The organism is Labrenzia sp. C1B70, from assembly GCF_000475395.1.
Lineage (GTDB): Bacteria > Pseudomonadota > Alphaproteobacteria > Rhizobiales > Stappiaceae > Roseibium > Roseibium algicola.
Map to the genome: position 1 here is coordinate 1 of NZ_AXCE01000011.1, position 24,303 is coordinate 24,303.

Here is a 24,303-nt window from a genome sequence, read left to right on the forward strand (position 1 = left end):
TACGCATGGCTTCACCTTCACGCCGGACCCGGATTACAACGGCCCGGTCACGCTCAGCTACCAAGTCACCGACGGTCACGGTGGAAGCACCGCCCAGACCGCCTCTCTGACGCTGGCTGCGACTGATGATGCCGCCATCATCACCGGGACTGATACGGGTGATCTCACCGAGGACAAGAATGTCGGACGATCATCCGTGCATGAGCTCGGTGTAAGCGGCATCCTGACCGTCCACGATCCGGATGGCACGGCCTTCGACCACTTCCAGTCCAACAGCCTGGGCGAACACGCGGTCTCGGACCCCTTCGGCGGCAACTTGCACATCCTCCCCAGCGGATGGTGGGGATACGAGGTCGACAACACTCATCCGGCCGTCCAGGCGCTTGCCGCGGGCGAAGAGGGACATGCGATCTACGAAGTGCACTCGGCCGACGGCACTGCGCACCGGATCAATATCACCATCCATGGCACCAATGACGGGCCGGTCCTGAGAGCGGCGACGGCCTCGGCGACGGAGGACGGCAAGTCCATCACCGGCCAGATGGTGGCAACCGACGTCGATCACGGCGACACAAAGACCTTCGCGGCCGGTCAGGCGGTCGACGGCTTTACCATGAACCAGGATGGTTCCTGGAGCTTCGACCCCAGCCATGCGACCTATCAGCATCTCGCGGCGGGCCAGACCCAGCAGATCACCATTCCGGTCACCGTCACCGACCACGCCGGGGCGACCGACACCCAGAACCTCGTTATCACGGTGACCGGCAGCAACGACGGGCCCGTTGTGTCCAGCCCGGTCGATCTCGGCAGGGGAACGGAAGATCATTCTTTCCAGATCTCGGCGGCACAGCTGCTGGCCCATGCCACCGACATCGACACGGGCGACATTCTGTCGGTGACGGGGCTGAGTGCGGACCACGGAACCATCAGTGGCGATGCTACGCATGGCTTCACCTTCACGCCGGACCCGGATTACAACGGCCCGGTCACGCTGAGCTACCAGGTCACCGACGGCCACGGCGGAAGCACCGCCCAGTCCGCTTCGCTGACGCTGGCTGCGACCGATGATGCCGCCGTCATCACGGGAACCGACACGGGTGATCTCACCGAGGACAAGAATGTCGGACGATCGTCCGTGCATGAGCTCGGTGTAAGCGGCATCCTGACCGTCCACGATCCGGATGGCACGGCCTTCGACCACTTCCAGTCCAACAGCCTGGGCGAACACGCGGTCTCGGACCCCTTCGGCGGCAACTTGCACATTCTCCCCAGCGGATGGTGGGGATACGAGGTCGACAACACCCATCCGGCCGTGCAGGCCCTCGCGGCGGGCGAAGAGGGCCATGCGATCTACGAAGTGCACTCGGCCGACGGCACCGCGCACCGGATCGATATAACCGTCCATGGCACCAATGATGCTCCTGTTCTGAGCGCGGCGACGGCCTCGGCGACGGAGGACGGCAAGTCCGTCACCGGCCAGATGGTGGCAACCGACGTCGATCACGGCGACACAAAGACCTTCTCGGCCGGCCAGCCGGTGGACGGCTTTACCATGAACCAGGACGGGTCCTGGAGCTTCGACCCCAGCCATGCCGCCTATCAGCATCTTGCCGCCGGCCAGACCCAGCAGTTGACGATCCCGGTCACCGTCACCGACCACGCCGGGGCGACCGACACCCAGAACCTCGTCATCACGGTCACCGGCAGCAATGACGGTCCCGTTGTGTCCAGCCCGGTCGATCTCGGCAGAGGGACGGAGGACAAGGCTGTTCTGATCTCTGCGGCGCAGCTTCTCGCCCATGCCACGGACATTGACACGGGAGATGTCCTCTCCGTCTCGAACCTGACCGCGAGCCACGGTACCATCACGGGAGACGTGGCCCACGGCTTCACTTTCATTCCGGATGCCAACTACAACGGTCCGGTGAGCCTTAGCTACCAGGTCACCGATGGTCACGGCGGAAGTGTCTCGCAAACCGCAAGCCTGGTTCTGGGGGCGACACCGGACGCAGCAGTCATCACGGGAACCGACACGGGCTTGGTGACGGAAGACAAGCACGTCACTGGAGGCTTGCTGACGGTGGACGGCACCCTGATGATTGTTGATCCGGATGCAGGCGAGTCGGCGTTTGCGCCGGTCACGGGCGTGGCTGGTGCGGGGACATACGGCACATTCACGCTGGATGCCCAGGGCCACTGGACGTATACGGCCGACAACAGTCAGGCCGCCGTTCAGGCGCTCCAGGTAGGTGGCACGCCGCTCACGGACACGCTCACAGTCGCCAGTCTTGACGGGACCACCCATGACATCACCGTCACCATTACGGGGACCAACGATGCCCCGGTCCTGATGGCAGCGACAGCCTCGGCTACCGAAGACGGCAGTTCTGTCACAGGACAGATGGTGGCAACGGATATCGACGCCGGAGATACCAAGACCTTCTCCATCGGTCAGCCCATCGACGGCTTCACGATGAACACGGACGGTTCGTGGAATTTCGACCCAAGCCATGCGGCTTACCAGCATCTGGCAGCCGGTCAGACCCAGCAGGTCACCATCCCGGTCGCTGTCACCGACAGCGCCGGGGCAACTGACGCGCAAAGCCTTGTTATCACCGTAACCGGCACCAACGATGGTCCGGTCCTGACTGCTGCCACCGCATCGGCAGTGGAAGACGGCAAGGTCGTCACGGGACAGATGATCGCCACGGACGTGGATACAGGCGACACGAAGAGCTTCTCGATCAGTCATCCCGTCGATGGTTTCGCGATGAACACCGACGGCTCCTGGACTTTTGATCCGTCTCACGCCGCCTACCAGCATCTGGCGCAAGGCCAGGTCGAACAACTCACTATCCCGGTGACCGTGACCGACAGAGCCGGTGCCACCGATACGGAAAATCTCGTCATTACCGTGACCGGTACCTACGACGCACCCGCCGTGACGCCATCCGTTGCAGCAGTGCAGGGCGTGGGCTCACAACATCTTTCCGGAACGTTCAACAGCGGTGGCCAAGGTGGATGGGGCATCGACAATGGGCATGGCGGTGTCGTCCTTTCGCTTCAAGGCCTCTACGGGACTTTGGTCATTGATCAGCAAACCGGGCACTTCGAGTATCACTATCAACAGAACTCGGGTGTCATAAAACAGGGCGGAACTTCCGGTGCGTCTGGTCAGCACATCGACACCTTCCACATCGTTCAGCAGGGCGCCTCTGCCGGGACTGCGGATGTTCAGGTCCAGATCGATGTTCAAAGCGTTCACGGCAGCAGTGGCCACCATGTCGATCACACGGTGCTGCAAGGCATTACCTTCTCTCCTGTGCCAACCGTTCAGCATGACGCGCCCGATGAGCCAGATATTGACGACATCACCATCGATCTGATGAGTGCCGATCCAGCTCCGCCGCCAGACCACGACACGTCTTCCCAAGACGTTGCGGATGCTACAACCGGGCTTGGTCACGTCGAGAGCCTGACCGGTGACACCAATCCGGATGCGCCGCAGCAGCCGCCAATTGAACCTGCTGACGCCGGAGCCGGGAGACTGGCTTCCTATTTCGATGCAATCGGACAGGATCCGGAGGTGCCTCAGGCTCCACCGGTACATGCAGACCAATTGGGCGCCTATCTTGATGCAGTCGGTGTCGATCCTGCCAGCACCACGACTTTGAGCGATCTGCCAGACCCAGCGACGCTGCCGGGCGATGATGTGTCAGGCCTGGATGATGACGGACAACAGGGTGCGAGTACCGCCGCTCCGGATGACGTTTCTGTTGCCGATTTGCCAGATCCTCTCTTGCCCAATCCAAATGACGATACGAACCAGCACGGGTAGGCGTGTCAGGCCGCCTAAATTCCAATCGGGACTAAAAGATATGTTCAAATTCGGAATTTGCTTCACTGTCGCACTCACCTTTGCAGCGGTTCCCGCTACCGCCGGACAGTGGCGCGCTGTTTTTCCTGCCGGCGAAAGGATGCACAGCAGCTCATGGGCACTCGAAAGGGGATGCGGCCCGAACCAGTTGGCAGGTGCCTCGTGTTCCATCTTCAACGGGCGGTTCGTCCGGGTGTCGGCGCAGCCGTCCAAAGGTGTCGCCTATTGTGGCGAGGCGGCAGGAAAACAGAGAATTGAATACCACACACCGGAACAACCCGAAGGGGAATGGGATGCTGTCGTGACGGTGAACGGGACCGATATAAGAGCTATGACGGCCTATAGCTACTTCGGCAAAACACAACCGCCGCGCGGCTTTGTGGTTGCCCTCTTGGGGGAAGACCACTCCGAATACCTGGTGTTCGAAGACGACGGTCAGCGTTGGCTGGAATTCGGCGACAGCCGCTACGACGCGTGCGACTGACCAACAGCCACGTTGAAGACGTTTCGGCCAACGTGAGCAAGGCCACGCAAACTATATCCCTGACCGAGTGGCCGCCTCCTCCTCACGCAGCTTTTTACAAAGTGGAACAAGGCAGCCTGCCACGTATCCCTGAATACGCGACCTGTCAGTGGCTGATCATCCAGGGGCGTTTTGAGGGGAACGTCTTGCTGCCGTCGGCCTTGTAGACCGCACTTGAGCGAAAATTTCCTTTCGAGCCGGAACAGCACGAGCAGCCCGACGGGTGACGTCTTCGGTTTTCCCTCGCACTGTCGTCACGATCCGACTTGGTCGAGAATTTCGGGTTGTGCCGGGAAGTTTCATTGCGTTGATGGGCTGCCCGGTCGCTGGGAGACAGGCCCGACATATGCGGCGCCTGAAGGATCGCGCGCGGAGCTTCCGCCTTGCAGATCGGACATTCGATCGGATCCGCATGGGCGGACATCGGCCGGTTGGCCGAGATGGGACCGCAGGAAGCGCACAGATAATCGTAGGTCGGCATGATTGATCCTGAAAGACGGAAAGCCGGCTCGCCGGCGGAAGGGGTTCGAGACGGGCAGGGCCCGTCTCGTCGTCGCGTGCGGATCAGAGATCCGGGGCAAGCGGAACGTCGACCGATCCGTCAATGAAGGTCTTCGGTCCGTCCGCACCCGGCATCATGTCGAAGTCGAAGATGTCGGTCGGCAACCACAAGGTGGCACAGGCATTTGGAATATCGACCACGCCCGAAATATGTCCCTGCACAGGGGCCGTTCCCAGGATGGCGTAGGCCTGCGCACCGGAATAGCCGAACTTCTTCATGTACTCGATGGCGTTGAGGCAGGCCATGCGATAGGCAATGTGCACGTCAAGGTAATGCTGTGTGCCTGCCTCATCGACCGAGATGCCTTCGAAGATCAGGTAGTCGTCATATTTCGGCGTGATCGGTGAGGGTTTGAAGATCGGGTTCTTGATCCCGTATTTTGCGACCCCGCCCTTGATCAGGTTGACCCGGATGTGCAGCCAGCCGGCCATTTCGATCGCGCCGCAGAAGGTGATTTCACCGTCGCCCTGGCTGAAATGCAGGTCACCCATGGAGAGACCGGCACCGTCCACATAGACCGGGAAATAGATCTTCGAACCGCGCGACAGATCCTTGATATCGCAGTTGCCGCCATGCTCACGCGGGGGAACCGTCCGTGCGCCTTCGGCAGCTGCCTTGTCGCGCGCTTCGCCCTTGAGCTGTCCCATATGCGCAGACTGGGTGTTCGGCAGGGCGGCAAGTGCCGGAACGCGGTCGGGATCCGTATCGAACAATGATTTTTCGCGAGTGTTCCACAGGTCCAGCATCTTGCGGTCCGGCAGGCAGCCGATCAGACCCGGGTGGATCAGGCCGGCATAGCTGACGCCCGGCACATGGCGCGAGCGCGTGAACATGCCTTCGAAATCCCAGATGGATTTCTGGGCTTCCGGGAAGTGCTCCGTCAGGAACCCGCCGCCATTCTGCTTGGAGAAAAAGCCATTGAAGCCCCAGAGCATTTCTTCCTTGGCGCCGATGTCGAGAATATCGACGACCAGTAGATCGCCCGGCTCGGCCCCTTTGACGCCGATCGGACCGGAGAGGTAGTGCACCTGTTCCAGTTCGACATCGCGCACATCCGCCGCGTCGTCGTCGTTCTTGATCTGCCCGCCGGTCCAGTCATAGGTCTCGATCTTGAAGTCGTCGCCAGGCTCCACCCAGACCGCCATCGGAATATCCGGATGCCAGCGGTTATGGACCTTTTCATTGGTATGCGGCGACTCGCTCAAATCTACCGAAATCAGTGTATCTGCCATGGGGTTCTCCTCTGGATTTGCGCCTGAAAAGCGTGCGCTGTTGAACTGGATGAGCTGGTTAGACGGACAGGAACGCGGAGACTTTTTCCTCGTCGACGCTTGCCCGCGGTTCGTCGTGGACAAGGCGGCCGTTTTCCAGGACGAGCACCCGGTCGGCGACGTCGAGGGCGAAGGACAGAACCTGTTCCGACACAACGATGGAAAGTCCGCGCTCGTCGCGGATACGTTTCAGGACCCGGCCCATCTCGCGGATGATCGACGGCTGGATGCCTTCGGTCGGTTCGTCCAGCAGCAGCACCTTCGGGTTGGTCGCCAGCGCGCGGGCAATCGCCAGCTGCTGTTGCTGGCCGCCCGAGAGATTGCCGCCGCGACGGCCCTTCATGTCGAGCAGCACCGGAAACAGCTCGTAGATGTCGCCGGGAACCTTGATCTGGCCGCTGATGGTCAGGCCGGTTTCGATGTTTTCCTGGACCGTCATGGTCGGAAAGATCATCCGCCCCTGAGGCACGTAAGCGATGCCCCTGGCGACGCGCTCGTAGCTCTTCATGGTGGTGATGTCGACGCCGTCGACCGCGGCAGCGCCGTTGCTGGTGGGCACGATCCCCATCAGGGATTTCATCAGCGTGGTCTTGCCCATGCCGTTGCGACCCATGATGGCGATGATTTCTCCCGGCGCGACCGTGAAGTCGAGGCCGTGCAGGACTTCGCTCTGGCCGTAGGCAACGTGATACTGTGCAACATTGAGCATGGTCGCCTCCTAGTGGCCGAGATAGACGTCAATGACCTTGGGATCGGCCTGCACCTTTGCCATGGAGCCCTCGGAGAGGATCTTGCCCTGGTGCAGGACGGTGACGCGGTGGGCGATGTCCTCGACAAATTTCATGTCGTGTTCGACAACCATCACCGAACGTCCCTTGGTGATTTCGTTGAGAAGCTTCGCGGTCTGCTTGCGCTCCGAGACGCTCATGCCGGCAACAGGTTCGTCGAGCATCAGGAGTTCCGGGTCCTGGATCAGCAACATGCCGATCTCCAGCCATTGTTTCTGGCCGTGGCTGAGCAGGGCTGCCTGCATGTCCAGAAGCGTGTCGAGGAACACCATTTCGGCAATCTCGCGCACGCGGGTCGTCACCTCCGCATCGCGCTTGAAGGTGAGGGCACCGAAGACACTGCGGCCACGGGGAAAGGAAAGCTCCAGGTTCTCGAAAACCGTCAGGTCCTCATAGATGGACGGGTTCTGGAACTTGCGTCCGACCCCCTCAAGCACGATCTCGTGTTCGCGCAGCTGGGTCAGTTCTTTTTGGCGGAACTTGATCGAACCGGCGGTCGCCTTGGTGCGGCCGCAGATCAGATCGAGAACCGTTGTCTTGCCCGCGCCGTTCGGTCCGATGATGACGTGGATCTCATTTTCGTCGACGTAAAGGTTCAGGTCGTTCACCGCCTTGAAGCCATCAAAGGAAACAGACAGGTTTTCGATGGACAGCAGGAAGTCGGTGTTGTTGCTGATGGTGTTCATGTGTCTCTCCTACTCGGCTGGCTTTGCGGTTGCTTCGCCGTCAAGGTCGGGGGGAGGGCTGACTGGTTCTAACCTGTTGCCGCTATTGCCCCGTGAAATCAGCCGGTCGACATGCGGTGCCAGGTAGGTGCGATAGAGGCCGGACAGCCCGTTCGGGAACACCAGGACAACGGCGATGAAGAGCCCGCCCAGGCCAAAGAGCCACAATTCGGGGAAGGTTTCGGAAAAGGTGGTCTTGGCCCAGTTCACCAGCAGCGTTCCGTAGACCGCGCCGAAGATGGAAAGCCTGCCGCCGACCGCGCAGAAGATGACCATCTCGATGGAAGGAACGATGCCCACGAACGAGGGGGACATGAAGCCGACCTGCAAGGTGAACATGGCGCCGCCGATGGCTGACAGGACCGCGGCAAAACAGAAGACGAAGATCTTGATGTTGGAGACGTCGTAACCGGAAAACCGGACCCGGTCCTCCTTGTCCCTGACGGCGACCAAGAGACGGCCGAGCTTGCTTTTGAGAACGAACTGGCTCAGCAGCAGCACGGCGATCAGAAGACCTCCGTTGACGTAGTAGAGAACGTATTTGGCTTCGTCGGTGCGAATGTCCCATCCCTTCAGGGTCCTGAGATCCGTGATGCCGTTGACGCCGCCGGTGTAGCCCTGCTGTCCGATGATCAGGATCGTCAGGATGGCTGCAATTGCCTGAGTGATGATGGCGAAGTAGACACCGCCAACCCTTCGCTTGAACATCGCCGCACCGATAACAAAGGCGAACAGCGCGGGAAGGACGATGATGGCCAGCAGCGTGAAGGTCAGGCTGTTGAAGGGTTCCCAGAACCAGGGCAGGGACGTGATCTGGTTCCAGTCCATGAAGTCGGGAATGCCCGGGGTGGACTGGATCGCGGTCGCTTCCGGCGTGGAGGCTTCCAGCTTCAGGTACATGGCCATGCAATAGCCGCCCAGGCCGAAGAAGACGCCTTGCCCAAGGCTCAGGATGCCACCCTTGCCCCAACATAGCACCAGCCCGATAGCGACGAAGGCATAGGTCAGGTATTTGCCGAACAGGTTGAGACGGAAGATGTCCATCGACAGGGGCATCAAGACGAAGATCAGCGCGGCCACGACCAGCAGTCCGATCAGTTCCTGTCGAGACAGCAGGGATTTCACATGTGTCATCGGAACCTCCTCAGCGACGGATTTTCAGGGAGAAGAGACCTTCGGGGCGCAGCATCAGGATCCCGACGACGGTCAGCAGGGTGAGGACTTTCGCCATGGAGCCGGAAAGGAAGAACTCCATGGTGGACTGGGCCTGACTGATGGCGAAGGAAGACGCGATCGTTCCGAGCAGGCTTGCAGCGCCGCCGAAAACGACGATCAGGAAGGTATCGACGATATAAAGCTGCCCGGCGGTGGGGCCGGTTGAGCCGATCATGGTGAAGGCGCTGCCCGCAATGCCTGCAATACCGCAGCCAAGGGCAAAGGTGTGCCGGTCGACCTTTTCGGTGTTGATGCCGACGGCCCCGGCCATGACGCGGTTCTGGACCACAGCACGGGTCTGCATGCCCATGCGGGAGCGGAACAGGATGAAATAGACGCCGATGGCGATGACCAGGGTCAGTACCATGACGAAGATGCCGTTGATCGGGATTTCGATGATGTCCGTCAGCGGCACGGACCCGAGCAGCCAGTTCGGCAGGCTGACGCCGACTTCACGCGCGCCGAAGATCGACCGGTAGGCCTGCTGCAGGATGAGGCTCAGGCCCCAGGTAGCCAGCAGGGTATCCAGCGGACGCTTGTAGAGATGCCTTATGAGCGACCATTCGACGAGTGCCCCGAGGGCCCCCGCAGCGACGAAGGCCAATGCCATGGCGAAGAAGAAGTAGATGCCGAACAGGGACGGGACATAGGTCTCGACGAAATTGGAGCAAAGGTAGGTGACATAGGCGCCCAGGATCATGAACTCGCCATGAGCCATGTTGATGACGCCCATCTGGCCGAAAATGATTGCAAGACCCAGGGCCATGAGGACGAAAACGGAAAACAGGATCAGTCCGGCAAAACCCTGCATGGCGAATATGGACCCGAGTTCCGTCCATGAATAATCGGCGAACATTGCGCGCGTCTCCATGCTGCGGGGTCAAGGCGGAACGCCTGCTCCCCTGCTGCGAATAAGGGTTTGAAACGAAGGGGACGGGCGCTGCGCAGGCTGCCTCCACGCAGCGCCCCGGTTATGCCCGCTTTCTGGAAGGGCGTTTCCATCCCTGGGGGAACTGTCGGAGGCTTATTGGTAGCCTTCCGGGAACGGATCCGGCTCCATCAGGTCGGCCGTCTCGTAAACCAGCTCGTACTGGCCGTCCGGCTTGGCAAGGCCGATCCGGGTCTTGGACCACAGGTGGTGGTTTTCATGGACACGGACATAGCCTTCCGGCGCGGTGGTGAGCTCGATGCCCGGGGAGGCAAGGCGCACCTTGTCGATGTCGAAGCTGCCGGCTTTTTCAACCGCGGCCTTCCAGAGCCAGGGGCCGAGGTAGGCGGCCTGCGTCACGTCGCCGATAACGATGTCGTCGCCCCACATTTCCTTGAAGGACTTGACGAATTCGGCGTTGTTCTCATTGTCGAGAGACTGGAAGTACTTCATCGCGGCATAAGCGCCTTCGATGTTCTCGCCGCCGATGCCGCGGATTTCATCCTCGGTTACCGAGATGGTCAGAAGAACAGGCTTTTCCTTGGTCATGTCGATGCCGGCAGCCTTCAGCTGCTTGTAGAAGGCAACGTTGGAACCACCCACGACGATGGCGTAGATCACGTCCGGCTTCTTCAGCTTGATCTTGTTGATCACCGAGTTGAACTGGGTGTGGCCGAGCGGATAGTACTCTTCGCCGACGACCTCCAGGCCAAGCTTCTCGATGTGCTTGCGGGCGATCTTGTTGGACGTCCGCGGCCAGATATAGTCTGAACCAAGCAGATAGAAGCTCTTGGCGCCTTTTTCCTTGGCGACCCAGTCGATGCCGGCGATGATCTGCTGGGTGGCTTCCTGGCCGGTGTAGATAACGTTGGGGGACTGCTCCAGGCCTTCATAGAAGGTCGGATAGTAGAGCATGCCGTTATACTGCTCGAAGACCGGCAGAACGGCCTTGCGCGACGCGGATGTCCAGCATCCGAAAACAGCCGCGACCTTGTCGTTCACCAGCAACTTTTTCGCCTTTTCGGCAAAGGTCGGCCAGTCGGATGCGCCATCTTCCTGGATGTATTCGATCTTGCGTCCAAGCACGCCGCCCATGGCGTTGATCTGGTCGATCGCGAGCTTTTCCGCCTGCACCGACCCGGTCTCGGAAATCGCCATGGTTCCGGTGACTGAGTGCAGGATGCCGACCTTCACGGTGTCTTCGGTGACCGCAAGGCCAGTCGTGTTGGCGTCGTCGGCGATGGCAGGTGCAAATGTGCTGGCGGTGGCCAGCATTGCCGCGGCTGCCGTGCCTGACAGCACGGACCGGCGAGACAGCCGGTGGTCAATCAAGTCTTTCAGACGTTTCATTCTCTGGACCCCTCTGAGGTTGAGGTTGAAGCAGAGCGCCGTGAAGCTCCTCCGCATGCATCCAAGGCTCGTCTGGAATTGTGCACTGCCGCAATGCGTCAGTTGCTGTGGGTTATTTGACTTATTTCTCCGCACCGCCGCATGTGAAAGACTTCCATGTTTGGAATAAATTCATAGTCCAAAAATCTGAAATTCGATCTTAAGGTAAGTTGTCATTCGTATTTTTTGAATTCGAATGACTTGTATTGATGGGAATATTGAAATTTTTTAATATTTTTTGAATGAGGCATAGAAATTGCTAGGAAGTTCGTCGATCGACGGTTGTTGATCAATTCGAGGGGGAGGTCGCAAATCTTGAACAAAAATGTGCATGAAAAATAGATGCGATGCACAATGAGTGGGCTGGCGCGCCGGTTCCGGCGGGCGGGATGGTGATGGGCAATGGGTAGTCATCAGCGGGTTGTACGCCTGCGGAGAACATACAATCAGTGGGTCGCAAATCAGACCCTGGAGGACTTTGCGCTCCGTTTCACCGCCAAAAGCGCCCGCCGCTGGTCTCCGGTCTGGGTTGCCAACACCGCGCTGGGCGCAATTTCCTTCCTGGCCCTTGAGGCGATCGGGGCTGCCGTCACCTACAACTACGGTTTCACGAATGCGGTCTCGTCGATTGCCGTCGTCTGCCTGCTCATCTTCATTACCGGCCTTCCGATTGCCTATCACGCCGTGAAATACGGCGTGGATATCGACCTGCTCACCCGCGGAGCCGGGTTTGGTTATATCGGCTCGACAGTGACCTCGCTGATCTACGCAAGTTTCACTTTCATCTTCTTCGCCCTCGAGGCGGCCATTATGGCAACGGCGCTGGAGCTGTTCCTCGGTGTGCCGCTCAACATCGGTTACCTTCTGTGCACGCTTGTGGTCATTCCGCTGGTGATCTACGGCATCACCCTGATCAGCCGGCTGCAGATCTACACCCAGCCGCTCTGGATCGTGTTGCAGATCCTGCCGTTTGCTTTCCTGGCCTGGCAGGGCGTTGCCCCACTGGACGACTGGCAGAACTTCTCCGGCCGGCTGGGCGACGAGGGCGGCCAGTTCAGCCTCCTCCTTTTCGGTGCTTCAAGCGCCGTTCTGTTCTCGCTGATCGCACAAATCGGCGAACAGGTCGATTTCCTGCGCTTTTTGCCGCGTCAACGGCGCGGGCACAGGCTGAAATGGTGGTTCGCCCTTCTGGCGGCAGGTCCTGGCTGGATCCTTATCGGCGCGGTGAAATTGCTGCTGGGGTCGTTCCTGGTGGTTCTGGCCCTGCAGAGCGGCCTCAGCCCGGACAAGGCAATCGAGCCGACGCACATGTATCTGGTCGCCTTCACCAGGGCCACGACGCCGGAGGTGGCAGTCGCCCTGACAGGGCTCTTCGTGATTGTCTGCCAGGTCAAGATCAACGTGACCAACTCCTACGCCGGCTCCATTGCCTGGTCGAACTTCTTCTCCCGTCTCACCCACAGCCACCCGGGCCGGGTGGTGTGGCTGGTCTTCAATGTGTCAATTGCACTCGCGCTCATGGAGCTTGGTGTCTACAAAGCGCTGGAACGCACGCTCGGTCTTTATTCTGTGGTTGCCGTTGCCTGGATCGGCGCGATCTTTGCCGATCTTGTCATCAACAAGCCGCTTGGGCTCAGCCCGAAACATATCGAGTTCAAGCGTGCCCATCTGTACGACATCAATCCGGTTGGCCTTGGCTCTATGGGCGCGGCAAGCCTGATCGCCCTCATTGCCTATTCCGGGGTGTTCGGCCAGGCCGCTCATGCGCTGGCAAGCTACATTGCTCTGTTTACCGCCATTCTCCTTGCCCCGCTGATCGCCTACGCGACCGGCGGCAAATATTATATCGCCCGTGAACCGGTACGGGCTGTAACCCCCGACGGCGAACGTCCCCCTGACATTCAATGCTGTATTTGCGAGCATACGTTCGAGCATGAGGACATGGCGCATTGCCCGGTCTATTCGGGGCCGATCTGCTCGCTGTGCTGCTCTCTCGACGCGCGCTGCGAGGATGACTGCAAACAGGAAGCACGCATCGGCGACCAGGTCACTGTTCTGCTTCATTCGATCCTTCCGGACCGGATCGCCGGCTGGATGAGCTCCCGGATCGGGCTTTATTTCAGTGTCATGATCCTGATCACCGCTTCGCTCGGAGCGATCCTGTCGCTTGTCTATGTCGAGGCGGAAACCATTTCGCCGGGAGCGGGCAGCGAAGGGGTCGGCAGGGCGCTGACCCAGGTCTTCTTCATTCTGCTGGTCACCTCGGGTGTCATGGCCTGGCTGTTCGTTCTTGTCCACGAAAGCCGGAAATTCGCCAATGAGGAAACAAGGCGCCAGACCAGCCTTCTGATGAAGGAAATCCGCGCCCACAAACGCACCGACGCCAAGCTGCAGAAAGCCAAGGAAGCCGCGGAGGCCGCCAACGAAGCCAAGAGCCGTTATGTGGTCGGCATCAGCCACGAACTGCGCTCGCCGCTAAATGCGATCTCCGGCTACGCCCAGTTGATGCGCAAGGACCCGGCAATCCCCGCCCACAGACGAGACGCCGTGAAGGTGATCCAGCATTCGGCCGATCACCTGGCCGGGCTGATCGAGGGCCTGCTGGACATCTCCAAGATCGAGGCCGGGCATCTCACCATCTACCGGGAACGGTTCAACCTGCATGAATTCCTGGCGCAGACCGTCGACATGTTCCGCCTTCAGACCGACGCCAAGGAATTGCGCTTTCTGTTCGAGCCTGCGGAAAACCTTCCGGTGTTCGTGTTCGGTGACGAGAAGCGCTTGCGGCAGGTGCTGATCAACCTGTTGTCGAACGCCATCAAATGGACAGACACAGGCAGCGTCAAACTGAAGGTGTCCTATCACAGCCAGGTTGCCGAATTTGCAGTGGTCGATACCGGCATCGGCATCGCTCCTGAAAATCTCGAGCGGATCTTCAATCCGTTCGAACGCATAGAGGAAGACGGCAAGGAGGCCGTTCCGGGGACGGGGCTCGGTCTGACGATCACCAAACTCCTGAGTGAGGTGATGGGCGGCGACATCCAGGTTTCAAGCACGGTTGGTGCCGGCAGCACGTTCAAGGTCCGCATGCTGCTGAGCGCCGCGGAAGCGCCGATCCAGGCGGGGCGGGCGGAAAAACGCATTCGCGGGTATCACGGTCCGATCCAGACGATCATGGTGGTGGATGACGATCCCGCCCAAAGGGCCCTGGTCAGGGATTTCCTGTCGCCACTCGGTTTCAAGGTTCTTGCAGCTGCGAGCGGCCGCTCGTGTCTGGCGATGGTTCAGGACGAACGTCCCGATGCCTTTCTGCTCGACATAAGCATGCCGGGCATGAGTGGCTGGGACCTTGCCCGCAAGCTGCGGGAAAGCGGATTTGGCGATGCGGTCATCATTATGATTTCGGCCAATGCGGATGACAGTGGCCGGGACCCGGTGCACCGGATCTATCATGACGATTATCTGGTGAAGCCTGTGAGGCTGCAGGAATTGCAGGACAAGCTTCAGCTGGCATTGAAACTCGTCTGGCGCACGGACGACCCCGCGGCAGCGCCGCCGGCAGAGGGCCTGCGATCGTCGGGCAGGGCGATATTCGAGAAGGCCTGTCTGCCGTCGGAAGAGAGCCTCGGCATTTTGAAACAGCTGAGCGACATCGGCTATGTGCGTGGAATCAAGGCAAAACTCGACGACATCGAGGCGCATGAGCCGCATGCGGCGGACTTTGTCCACCACATGCGGCGTCTCATCAAGGAATTCGATCTCACCCAATACGACAAGCTTCTGGAAAGGCTCGGACATGATCATGAGTGCTCCTAGTCAGGCCGAGACGGTGCTGCTGGTCGACGACACGCCTTCTTCCCTGGGCATGCTTTCGGACGCCCTGGAGGAAGCCGGTTTCACAGTTCTGGTGGCCCAAAGCGGTCGAAAGGCGATAGAAATCGCAGCCCGCGTGATTCCCAATGCGATCCTCATGGACGCGATCATGCCGGAGCTCGACGGTTTCGAAACCAGCAAGCGCCTGAAGGCGCTGGAAGACCTTCGGGATGTACCGGTTCTCTTCATGACCGGACTGAGCGAGACGGAACATATTGTCAGGGGCCTGGAATCAGGTGGCGTCGACTATGTCACCAAGCCGGTCAACCCGGACGAACTGATCGCCCGTCTGCGCGTGCATATTTCCAACGCCCGAAATTCGCGCAGCGCCCATGTCGCACTTGATGCATCCGGTCGTTACTTGATGTCGGTCGACCTCTCGGGCGCCGTATGCTGGGCAACACCGCAGGCTTCTGCGCTGCTTGGTACGGGCACGGCCGAGGACGCAGCTGCTGCCGGGCAGTTGCCGGAAGCTGCCGTCGACTGGCTGCGCCACTACCTGCTGCCACAGGGAAAGGCTGCCCAGAAGGAAGAGGACATTGTTGCCCGCATCAAGGGACGGGAGTTGCGGTTCACTTATGCCGGCAACATCAGTGCGGGTGAGCATCTGTTGCGCGTGTCGGATGTCTCGGACAGCGTGCCTTCCGAAATCCTGAAGGATGCCTTCGACCTGACGGAACGCGAAGCCGAAGTCCTGATCTGGATTGCCAACGGCAAGTCCAACAAGGAAATCGCCTCCATTCTGGACATGAGCCCGCGCACGGTGAACAAGCATCTGGACCGGATCTTCGGCAAGCTGGGCGTTGAAAACCGGACCTCGGCCGCGGTTGTTTCACTGAGACGCATCCTGGAAGGCTGAACTCGGCTCGCAAGAAAGTCTTGCTGGAGGATGCATCGCGTCGATTTTCACCTGGTGTCTGGCGGTGGTTGGCAGAAACGGGTCAACTAGGTGAAGGCGCCTCATTTGTTCAGCAACTGGGGGAAGAGCTTCTTCCAGTTTCGATCGGACGGGAAAATGGGCGGGCCACTGTCTCCCTGGCTCAGGCCATGCCGCGCCATATTGGCGACGTCGGGGACTTGGAGGCGCTTGCCGAAGCACTGGGGCTCGACAAGACTGAGCCGGCCCTTGGGCCGCAGGAAGCGGTTGTGGTCTCCACGGGTGCGGCGCATATGCTCGTCAGGCTCGTTTCGCGCGACGAAGTTGATCGTGCGGAGCCTGACGCCTCCATGCTTCTTCCGTTGTTGGAGCGTGCCGGTGCGCAAGGATGTTATGTTTTCACGACATCCGGTGAACAGAGAGGGGAAGCCTATGCCCGCTTCTTCAATCCAACGGTAGGCATTCGGGAAGACCCGGCAACAGGAAGTGCCGCAGGCCCGCTGGGGTGGCTATTGGCCAACCGCAGCGGTGCTGGAGGACAAGAAACGTTCACGGTCGTACAGGGAGTTTCTATGGGTAGGGAAAGCCATATTCGGCTTCTCGTGCGCCCCGACGCTGTTGAGCTGACCGGTTCCGCTGTGCTCACTGCAACGGGCCAATTGCATCTCTAGCTTTTGGAGCGGGCTCAGACCCGACCTCTGCTGATCGGTGCTCAGTCCAGGATTTCCGTCGCGAGCCGGGTGCCGAGAAGCTCATTTTCAACCAGGATGTAGATTTCCTTGGGGGGCGTATTGAGAGAATGGACCATCAGGCCTGGATCGATACCCATCTCTATCAGGTATTCCATCGTTTCCCCCTGGCCGTACTGAATTTCTTCCACCGCCAGGAAAACAGGCATGTAGCCGGGGGTGTCATAGTAGTGCTGATGCATGCCTACGGCAGCATCCTTGGAGGCTGAACGATTGACACCGGCTGCAAAAATGTAAGGACACGACGAAAGGCACACCAGACCAGGCAGCATGGTGGTATCCAGCTCAGCTGCGCGCAGGCTACGACCAATTTCAAATGCCTCACTCACATTGCCACCGGGGCTATGGAGTGAAACCACTTTGGGGGCTTCTTCCAGGCTGGCCAGGAAGCTCGTAAAGCGTTCGGCGTCTCCAGATGAGATCCGGCCCTTCAGGAAAATCGCTTCCCCCAATTCACCTCTGTCGATCACTTCAAACTGAAGCCTGGGAGGCATGTCACCCGGAATTTTGACATTCGACGGGGCAGGTGTCCGCATGAAGTCGGGAAAGCTTCGAGATGGATCGTAGTGCCTCACCTGATCGCCGGGTGTCGTGGGTCCGGACGGCAGTGCATCGTTGCCGCTAGCTCCCGGGGTCCATTGAGCCTGCAGATGCGAGAGCACCAGCAAGGCTGCCAGGATCGCCTGAGCGACCAAAACCCACTTCAAGCTGCGCTGGATGGTTATCCGCGACGTATCAAGGCGCTCGGAAAACACGTCATGCTACTCCGCGGCATTCAGGTTTGCGGGCTCGGAAGTTTCCGCATTTGCGACACGGCGCAAGACTTCCTTGTCTGCCGCACCCATCGAAGCCTCGACATCCTTCATCGCATTGATTGCTGCCTTGAGGTCTGCGAGCGTCAGGGTTTCCTCGATGCTTAGCCCATCCCGGCCGCTACGGATCGATGCCTGGGTGATTGCGACCACAAAGACCAGAACGGCGGGCAGGAGGTCGATCGCGATAGCACCAGCCCATGAGGGGACAAAGTTGCCTGCGTACCTGATCACAGCGTCGGCGCTTGAGATCGGATTATAGGCCGTCTCCTGTGGTGGCTCCAACGCCAGCACTTCATCGGCTGCGCGCCGCAGGGTCTGGCTGCGTTGGTCGAGGGCGTTCAATACGGATGCGATGGTGCTTGATTGAGCGTCCCGAACGCTGCTGTTTCGGCCATCAAGTTCGGGAAGTACAACAGATGCGGGCAAGTCCTCGGCGGCTCGAGCGACGAGCGGTGCAACGGAGTACTGGTTCAGGTTTGCAATAACGCCGGCAAGACGCACGCTTTCCTCCGAAAACGCGACCGACCTTTGTTCAACCGGGCCGGGGGCAACCGTCAGAGCTCGCATGCGCCCAAGAATTTCGTTGCCCCGGGCAAAGGCAGAGTCGATCAGCGGCTTTTGTTCTGAAATCTGCTCCTCAAGGTTCTGGAGCTCTTCGGTTTTTTGCGTCAGAACTCGAAAGACTGCGCCTTCACCCGCTGTGCCTGAGAGCTCGCCGGAGCGTTCCTGTTGGGCGAGTGCTTCGAACGCTTCCATGGCACGTTGAACCTCGCGACCGAGAGCCTGGCCCGAAAGGGCGATCTCATGTGCCTGCTCCAAAGCCGCCTGGTAGTCGCGGACTGTCGTATCCAGGTGTTGTTCGACAGCCGCCGATCCCGCAAGCGCGGCAGCGTTGAGCCAGCTCGACATGGCAATGATTGCAGCCGACCCCACGAGCATTGAAACAGAAAGCCCGATGAAACCCGCCGCACTGCGCATCGCGGGCATGAGCCGAAGCATGTAGCTCCAGAATACGAAAATTCCGACTGATACGGCGACGGAATAGGCGACCGCCGCGAAGAAACTCATCGCGCCCGTATCCTCCAGCAGAGAGGACACACCTAGGTAGGTGTAGATACCGGAAGCGATTGCCAGAACGCCGAGCGCCGCAGGTGTGAAGGTTTCAAGCCAAGCAAGATGAGCTTCAAGCTCCTTGGCAGTGCGAAGGCCTTTTGCTTCCGCAGCAGTCAATTTCGTCTGGCTCTCATTCATCGCATTTCCTCACAAGCTCGCAAGCAGCTTAGCTAGGGCTTTACCCCATAAAACCAAGCATTGCGGCGTTATTCCGGCAATGGAGCGCGAGGAAAAGCCTTGAAGGCCCATGCGCCATCGCGTTGCAGAAAACAGTCTTCAGATTGGCTTTTGATGAGCGCTTGGAATACACCCGAATCGAGGACTGTAGAACGCCAGAAATTGTCTTACCATTCAGGGCGTTAGCGTCTTTTGCGGGAAGAAATGTGAAATGGTGCTGCCGGAGAGATTTGAACTCTCGACCTCTCCCTTACCAAGGGAGTGCTCTACCCCTGAGCTACGGCAGCATCTGGCTTGTCTTTGGGACAGGCGCGGCGTCGAACTTTTTTGCTTGAAAAGCTTGAGTTGCAAGACGCAAGTGCTGGTGCCGATCAGCGGTGCCGACCGGAATGAGGGGGCTTTTGCCATAAGACCTTCGGGGACGCAAGCAGTGTTTTGGGATTTTTTTCCGCAGTCATTTGCTCCCTCCCGTCAAAGCCGGGACGATTGAAGGGTTGGCGCGGCAAAGCTGGTGCTTTTGGCCCTGTTTCGCCTGTGGATATTAAGCAATCTTGCCGGTCGAGGCGCAGAGCAGATTGGCCTTTTCGGGAGAGGGGAGACAGGCCCTCGCCGAAAGGCGTGTGGAAGCAGCGTCCGGGGAAATCAGAAGTTTGGGAACAGGGAAGACTGAAGGCGAGGCTCAGCACCGTGTGCAGGCTACTTGGCGCGATGCTGCTTATCTTTGGTGGGGGGCGGCATGGCCGCGGACACGTTTTGGGCAGCGATTGGAAGACCGAATGCTGCTGAAGCTGGCAGGGTTAGCGGCAAACAAGGCGGAAGACACAAGACGCCTAGGCAAGCTGCGGGCAGCTTGCTAGACAAATGAATCACAGGATCATCACACAGGCGCGCCATGGGCGAAAAAGACCAGCAGCACAAGTCCGCTGAAAGCGGCGGCGGAAAATCCGGCAAGCAGTCAGGCGAAAAGGCCTCGGACAAAGCCGGGGCGAAATCCCGCGAAGACCGGCTGGCCGAAGCCTTGAGAGCCAATCTGCGCCGCCGCAAGTCTGCTGCCAAGACGCGGGACGCCGACTGAGGGCCACCAGCCGGACGTTCGGCAGGACTGTATCGCCCCAAAATTGCCCGGTCGCAGCCGGTTGCGCGCCTTGCATGGGCCATAACTTGCGTGTAGACCGCACGTTTGATGTGAGTTTCTTGACGTATGCAAAGGGATGGCCGTGCGGTGAGCACGGTCCTGTTCGGGGAAAAACATGGACAGTATCAAGGTCGTTGGCGGTGCGGAACTGAATGGTGTCATTCCGATTTCCGGCGCGAAGAATGCGGCACTGCCGCTGATGATCGCATCGCTCCTGACGGATGAGACCCTGACGCTGTCGAATGTGCCGCGCCTTCGCGACGTTGCCCAGCTTATGCAGATCCTGTCCAATCACGGGGTTGATTACTCGGTGAACGGCAAGCGCAGTGGCCAGGATGACCTTGCCGGACAGACGCTGAACCTGACCGCCCGTGAAATCGTCGACACCACCGCGCCTTATGAGCTGGTTTCCAAGATGCGTGCCAGCTTCTGGGTAATCGGCCCGCTGGTTGCCCGCAGCCATGAGGCGCGGGTCTCGCTGCCTGGCGGCTGTGCGATCGGCACGCGGCCGGTAGACTTCTTCATCGACGGTCTGGCAGCGCTCGGCGCCGAGATCGAGATCGACGGCGGCTATGTCATCGTCAAGGCCCCGGGCGGGTTGAAAGGTGCTCGCGTCGAGTTTCCGAAGGTTTCCGTCGGTGCAACCCACACCATCATGATGGCGGCGACGCTGGCCAGTGGCGAGACGGAAATCGTCAATGCCGCGCGTGAGCCGGAAGTCGTCGATCTTGCCAAATGTCTGAAGGCCATGGGCGCGAAGATCGAGGGTGAAGGCACATCGACCATCCGCATCCAGGGTGTGCCGCGCCTTCATGGTGCGCATCACGCGGTTGTTCCGGACCGGATCGAAACGGGCACCTATGCCATGGCTGTTGCCATGACCGGCGGTGACGTTCTGTTGCAAGGCGCCCGTTCGGACCTTCTGGAAACGGCGCTCGAGACACTTCGCCAGACCGGCGCGGACATTACGCAGACCGCCGACGGCATCAAGGTTTACCGCAATGGCAACGGCATCCAGCCGGTGGATATCACCACCGAACCGTTCCCGGGCTTTCCGACCGACCTGCAGGCCCAGTTCATGGCCCTGATGACGAAGGCCGGCGGCACGAGCCGGATTACCGAAACCATTTTTGAAAACCGGTTCATGCACGTGCAGGAACTGGCCCGCCTCGGTGCCCAGATCCATGTGGACGGCCGCACGGCAATGATCGAAGGCGTCTCGACCCTGCGCGGTGCTCCGGTCATGGCAACGGATCTGCGGGCGTCCGTCTCGCTGGTTATTGCCGGTCTGGCAGCAGAAGGCGAAACGACGGTCAGCCGTGTCTATCACCTCGACCGTGGGTTTGAGCGTCTGGAAGACAAACTGACCCGCTGCGGTGCGAAGATCGAGCGCATCTCGGCCTGATAAAGCCATCGGATTACGGTGTCAAAACATGGGCGGCGTGGACTGCGCCGCACCCCATGTAATGCATTTTTCGCGAAATCTACTCCGCCGTTTGCCGCTTGATCACCCGGCCTCGTGACGTGAAAGAGGGGCCGGGACCGCCGCTGCCACTGGTCATGATGGCTTCTGCGATGGGGCTGAGGGCACCGCTATCCGACGACCACACGAGCAGGAAGTTCGCCCCGACGCCGCCAGAGGTGTCGTTGATCGGGATCAGCACTGTTTTCGACTGTAGGGGCGCAAGGTCCACCGGCGCATCAAGCAGAGTGCGCAGCAAGGTGCCATCCTCGTTGTGATAATCGACCTGCTGCAACGTAATGGTGGCTTCAGGGTCGATATTGTGGATGGCAAGTGTTGCCGCCAGAAGGTCGGACCTGTTCGGGTGGGAAAAGACCCGCGAATAGGCCGGGACATATATGGTCTCACCCAGTACCTTCTCGGTAAAATCCTGTGACTGGACATCCATCGGCGTCTGGAAAAGAAGCAGGCTGCCTGCCAGCAGGCCGAGGCAGGTGGATCGTTTCAGCATTGCGTGCCCGTGCGTTCGTGTGATGGTAGGGTGTCGCCCTGATGTGCTGGCGTCACTTTCCAGAATGCGTGCCCTGATTGCAAGACGGAAGGCAGATGGCGGGTGATTACAAATCGACGCCGGGATAACCTGCGGGACGAAGTTGGAGCGACTGCATGAATGCACAGACAATCCGGTTTTTGGTCCAGCTGGCCTTTGCCTTTGCGGCACTGTTCGCTGTTGTCCTTGTTCCGGCGCCCTACGGGCCGTCTCTGGGCTTCTTCTTGCTTGTGTTCGGGCTCTGGCTGGGCCGTCGGATCTTCCGGCGGATTGCATCGCTGGACGAGGTCAAGGCGGATCTGCGCCAGCGGGTGGATGAAGGCCCTTGAGGGCTCCACGATGCCGCAAGGCATGTTTCAGGGCATTGGAGATTGCCAAAACCGTTATTCCCCATTAGGCAACAGCCTTGGGACCGGGCAGAACGTCGCTTATATGCGTCCTGCCAGACAACGCATGACCGGATCAGAACAAGAGCAAATGGACCAGCTGAAACTTGCCGCCCTTGACCAGGAAGACCTTCAGGTTCTTTCCGCCCATCTGCAGGACGCGGTGATCACCATCGCGGATATCCGCTATCTGCCGAAGGAGCAGAAGGCCGTGTTCGTGTTGAACCGGTTCGTGTGGGACAAGGAAGCCGACAAGCGATCGAAAGAGCATGAGCGCCGCCGCACGGCGCTGGCCTTCGCGCAGGTCAAGGCCATGAAGGCCCAGAACATCAACCAGAAGGCCAAGGGTGCCGTCCTGGAATTGCTCGCCGTGACCTTCGAGCCGGGCGAAGAGCCGGCCGGCACGATCCAGCTCGCCTTTGCAGGTGGTGGCAGCCTTGCGCTCGAGGTGGACTGCATCGAGGCGCAACTGTCGGACCTGGGCGCCGCATGGTCGACGCCGAACCTGCCGCAACACGACCTCAGCTGACCGCCCGCACGGAATGACAGACGGTGCACGGCACCGCACATGATGGAGAATTGCGTGGTTCTACGCCTTAACATCAACGACGCCCGCTTCGAAGACCAGTTCAAGGCTCTCCTTTCCGGCAAACGGGAAGTGTCGGAGGATGTCGACCAGATCGTCCGGGACATTCTCGAGCGTGTTCGCACGGAAGGCGACAAGGCAGTCCTCGACTATACGGCAAGGTTCGACCGGCTGCAGGCCGAGAGCATGGCCGAACTGACGGTGTCCGCCGCAGAAATTGATGCCGCGCTTGCAAAGGTGCCGCAGGAGACGCTGGACGCCCTGCAGCTTGCCCACGACCGCATTCACGCCCACCATGCCCGCCAGATGCCGAAGGACGACCGCTATACCGATCCCATCGGCGTGGAACTCGGTTCGCTCTGGACCGCTGTCGAGGCTGTCGGCATCTATGTGCCCGGTGGTACCGCAAGCTACCCGAGTTCGGTTCTGATGAATGCCGTGCCGGCCAAGGTCGCGGGCGTGGAACGCATCGTCATGGTGGTTCCGAGCCCGGACGGGGTGCTGAACCCGCTGGTGCTGGCTGCCGCCAGAATTGCCGGTGTCACGGAAATCTATCGTATTGGCGGTGCACAGGCCGTGGCTGCTCTCGCCTATGGAACGCAGACCATTGCCCCGGTCGCCAAGATCGTCGGTCCGGGCAATGCCTTTGTGGCGGCTGCCAAGCGCCGTGTCTTCGGAACGGTCGGCATCGACATGATCGCGGGCCCGTCCGAAGTGCTGATCCTGGCCGACAGTGGCAACAATGCCGACTGGCTTGCTGCCGATCTGCTGGCACAGGCCGAACACGATACCGCTGCGCAGTCGATCCTGATCACCGACAGCGAAGATCTTGCGAGCCAGGTGGAAGCTGCCGTCGAAGCGCAGTTGAAAACGTTGCCGCGAGAAGATGTTGCCCGTGCCAGCTGGCAGGATTACGGAGCAATCATCCTGGTGGACGATCTGGAGGCGGCAATGCCGCTAGCCAACCGAATTGCTCCCGAACACCTGGAACTTGCCGTTGCCGATCCGGAAGCGCTGCTGAAAAAGGTGCGCAACGCAGGTGCCGTGTTCCTGGGCCATTATACGCCTGAAGCCATTGGCGACTATGTCGGCGGGTCCAATCATGTGTTGCCGACCGCGCGGTCGGCTCGCTTTTCGTCGGGTCTGAGCGTGCTGGAATTCGTCAAACGCACCTCGATCCTGAAATGCAATGCGGATAATCTGCGTCAGCTCGGGCCGGCGGCAATCGCTCTTGGTGAATCAGAGGGGTTGTCGGCGCACGCGCGCTCTGTTTCCATCAGACTGAATTTATAGCTCCCGATT

General features: G+C 59.8%; 20 protein-coding genes and 1 tRNA gene. 10 read left to right on the forward strand and 11 right to left on the reverse strand.

Annotated elements, in window-relative coordinates; translation table 11 throughout:
* Both Q666_RS47325 and Q666_RS47330 read left to right on the forward strand, forming a co-directional pair.
* A partial coding sequence (locus Q666_RS47325) for a VCBS domain-containing protein (RefSeq protein WP_023014518.1) occupies positions 1–3,838 on the forward strand: 3,838 nt, incomplete at its 5' end.
* Positions 3,839–3,977: 139 nt separating this feature from the next.
* Positions 3,978–4,361: a hypothetical protein gene (locus Q666_RS47330; protein WP_152507241.1), complete on the forward strand. Its 384-nt coding sequence runs from the start codon at positions 3,978–3,980 to the stop codon at positions 4,359–4,361.
* A gap of 145 nt (positions 4,362–4,506) precedes the next feature.
* On the opposite strand, the gene Q666_RS47335 is transcribed toward Q666_RS47330, so the two are convergent.
* The 7 genes from Q666_RS47335 to urtA all read right to left on the reverse strand — a co-directional run bounded on the left by Q666_RS47335 (position 4,507) and on the right by urtA (position 11,164).
* Positions 4,507–4,881 (reverse strand): FmdB family zinc ribbon protein, encoded by a 375-nt coding sequence (locus tag Q666_RS47335; RefSeq protein WP_022999882.1) that lies wholly within the window; start codon positions 4,879–4,881, stop codon positions 4,507–4,509.
* A gap of 83 nt (positions 4,882–4,964) precedes the next feature.
* Positions 4,965–6,194: a formamidase gene (gene fmdA, locus Q666_RS47340; protein ID WP_022999883.1), complete on the reverse strand. Its 1,230-nt coding sequence runs from the start codon at positions 6,192–6,194 to the stop codon at positions 4,965–4,967.
* A 58-nt stretch (positions 6,195–6,252) separates the two neighbouring features.
* Positions 6,253–6,942: an urea ABC transporter ATP-binding subunit UrtE gene (gene urtE / locus Q666_RS47345; protein WP_022999884.1), complete on the reverse strand. Its 690-nt coding sequence runs from the start codon at positions 6,940–6,942 to the stop codon at positions 6,253–6,255.
* A 9-nt stretch (positions 6,943–6,951) separates the two neighbouring features.
* Positions 6,952–7,707, reverse strand: a complete 756-nt coding sequence (urtD, locus tag Q666_RS47350) for an urea ABC transporter ATP-binding protein UrtD (RefSeq protein ID WP_022999885.1) — start codon at positions 7,705–7,707, stop codon at positions 6,952–6,954.
* A 9-nt stretch (positions 7,708–7,716) separates the two neighbouring features.
* Positions 7,717–8,880 carry an urea ABC transporter permease subunit UrtC gene (gene urtC, locus Q666_RS47355; RefSeq protein WP_022999886.1) on the reverse strand — a complete coding sequence of 388 codons (1,164 nt, stop codon included), beginning with the start codon at positions 8,878–8,880 and terminating at the stop codon, positions 7,717–7,719.
* A 10-nt stretch (positions 8,881–8,890) separates the two neighbouring features.
* Positions 8,891–9,817, reverse strand: coding sequence for an urea ABC transporter permease subunit UrtB (gene urtB, locus Q666_RS47360; RefSeq protein WP_031268940.1), 927 nt, complete (start codon positions 9,815–9,817; stop codon positions 8,891–8,893).
* Between the two features lie 168 nt (positions 9,818–9,985).
* Positions 9,986–11,164, reverse strand: a complete 1,179-nt coding sequence (gene urtA / locus Q666_RS47365) for an urea ABC transporter substrate-binding protein (protein WP_208984573.1) — start codon at positions 11,162–11,164, stop codon at positions 9,986–9,988.
* A gap of 516 nt (positions 11,165–11,680) precedes the next feature.
* On the opposite strand from urtA, the gene Q666_RS47370 reads away from it, so the two are divergent.
* The 3 genes from Q666_RS47370 to Q666_RS47380 all read left to right on the forward strand — a co-directional run bounded on the left by Q666_RS47370 (position 11,681) and on the right by Q666_RS47380 (position 16,699).
* Complete coding sequence (locus Q666_RS47370; RefSeq protein ID WP_022999889.1) at positions 11,681–15,094, forward strand: ATP-binding protein; 3,414 nt, start codon at positions 11,681–11,683, stop codon at positions 15,092–15,094.
* The gene (locus Q666_RS47375; RefSeq protein ID WP_035908266.1) at positions 15,081–16,010 is read left to right on the forward strand and encodes a DNA-binding response regulator; all 930 of its coding nucleotides are present in this window, start codon (positions 15,081–15,083) and stop codon (positions 16,008–16,010) included. Before Q666_RS47370 ends, Q666_RS47375 begins: the two co-directional genes overlap by 14 nt.
* A 68-nt stretch (positions 16,011–16,078) precedes the next feature.
* Positions 16,079–16,699: a PhzF family phenazine biosynthesis isomerase gene (locus Q666_RS47380; protein WP_022999891.1), complete on the forward strand. Its 621-nt coding sequence runs from the start codon at positions 16,079–16,081 to the stop codon at positions 16,697–16,699.
* A 41-nt stretch (positions 16,700–16,740) separates the two neighbouring features.
* On the opposite strand, the gene Q666_RS0133215 is transcribed toward Q666_RS47380, so the two are convergent.
* From Q666_RS0133215 to Q666_RS47390, 3 genes are all read right to left on the reverse strand, one after another.
* Entirely contained in the window at positions 16,741–17,532 is a 792-nt protein-coding gene (locus Q666_RS0133215; protein WP_152533335.1) for a hypothetical protein, read from the reverse strand.
* A 6-nt stretch (positions 17,533–17,538) separates the two neighbouring features.
* On the reverse strand, positions 17,539–18,843 hold the full coding sequence (locus tag Q666_RS47385; RefSeq protein ID WP_022999893.1) for a hypothetical protein: 1,305 nt from the start codon (positions 18,841–18,843) through the stop codon (positions 17,539–17,541).
* A 251-nt stretch (positions 18,844–19,094) separates the two neighbouring features.
* Positions 19,095–19,169: transfer RNA gene (locus Q666_RS47390), tRNA-Thr, on the reverse strand.
* Positions 19,170–19,774: 605 nt separating this feature from the next.
* Between Q666_RS47390 and Q666_RS66400 the strand changes: the two genes are divergently transcribed.
* Together Q666_RS66400 and murA are read left to right on the forward strand one after the other, a co-directional pair.
* Positions 19,775–19,957 carry a hypothetical protein gene (locus Q666_RS66400; RefSeq protein WP_022999895.1) on the forward strand — a complete coding sequence of 61 codons (183 nt, stop codon included), beginning with the start codon at positions 19,775–19,777 and terminating at the stop codon, positions 19,955–19,957.
* Positions 19,958–20,132: 175 nt separating this feature from the next.
* Positions 20,133–21,422: a UDP-N-acetylglucosamine 1-carboxyvinyltransferase gene (gene murA, locus Q666_RS47405; RefSeq protein WP_022999896.1), complete on the forward strand. Its 1,290-nt coding sequence runs from the start codon at positions 20,133–20,135 to the stop codon at positions 21,420–21,422.
* A gap of 79 nt (positions 21,423–21,501) precedes the next feature.
* On the opposite strand, the gene Q666_RS47410 is transcribed toward murA, so the two are convergent.
* Positions 21,502–21,990: a DUF3124 domain-containing protein gene (locus Q666_RS47410; protein WP_022999897.1), complete on the reverse strand. Its 489-nt coding sequence runs from the start codon at positions 21,988–21,990 to the stop codon at positions 21,502–21,504.
* A 155-nt stretch (positions 21,991–22,145) separates the two neighbouring features.
* Here Q666_RS47410 and Q666_RS47415 point away from each other — a divergent pair, with 155 nt between their 5' ends.
* From Q666_RS47415 to hisD, 3 genes are all read left to right on the forward strand, one after another.
* Positions 22,146–22,358 (forward strand): hypothetical protein, encoded by a 213-nt coding sequence (locus tag Q666_RS47415; RefSeq protein WP_022999898.1) that lies wholly within the window; start codon positions 22,146–22,148, stop codon positions 22,356–22,358.
* A gap of 148 nt (positions 22,359–22,506) precedes the next feature.
* Entirely contained in the window at positions 22,507–22,944 is a 438-nt protein-coding gene (locus tag Q666_RS47420) for a DUF2948 family protein (RefSeq protein WP_031268943.1), read from the forward strand.
* A 42-nt stretch (positions 22,945–22,986) separates the two neighbouring features.
* Complete coding sequence (gene hisD / locus Q666_RS47425) at positions 22,987–24,294, forward strand: histidinol dehydrogenase (RefSeq protein ID WP_051990123.1); 1,308 nt, start codon at positions 22,987–22,989, stop codon at positions 24,292–24,294.
* The last annotated feature ends 9 nt before the right edge of the window (positions 24,295–24,303 follow it).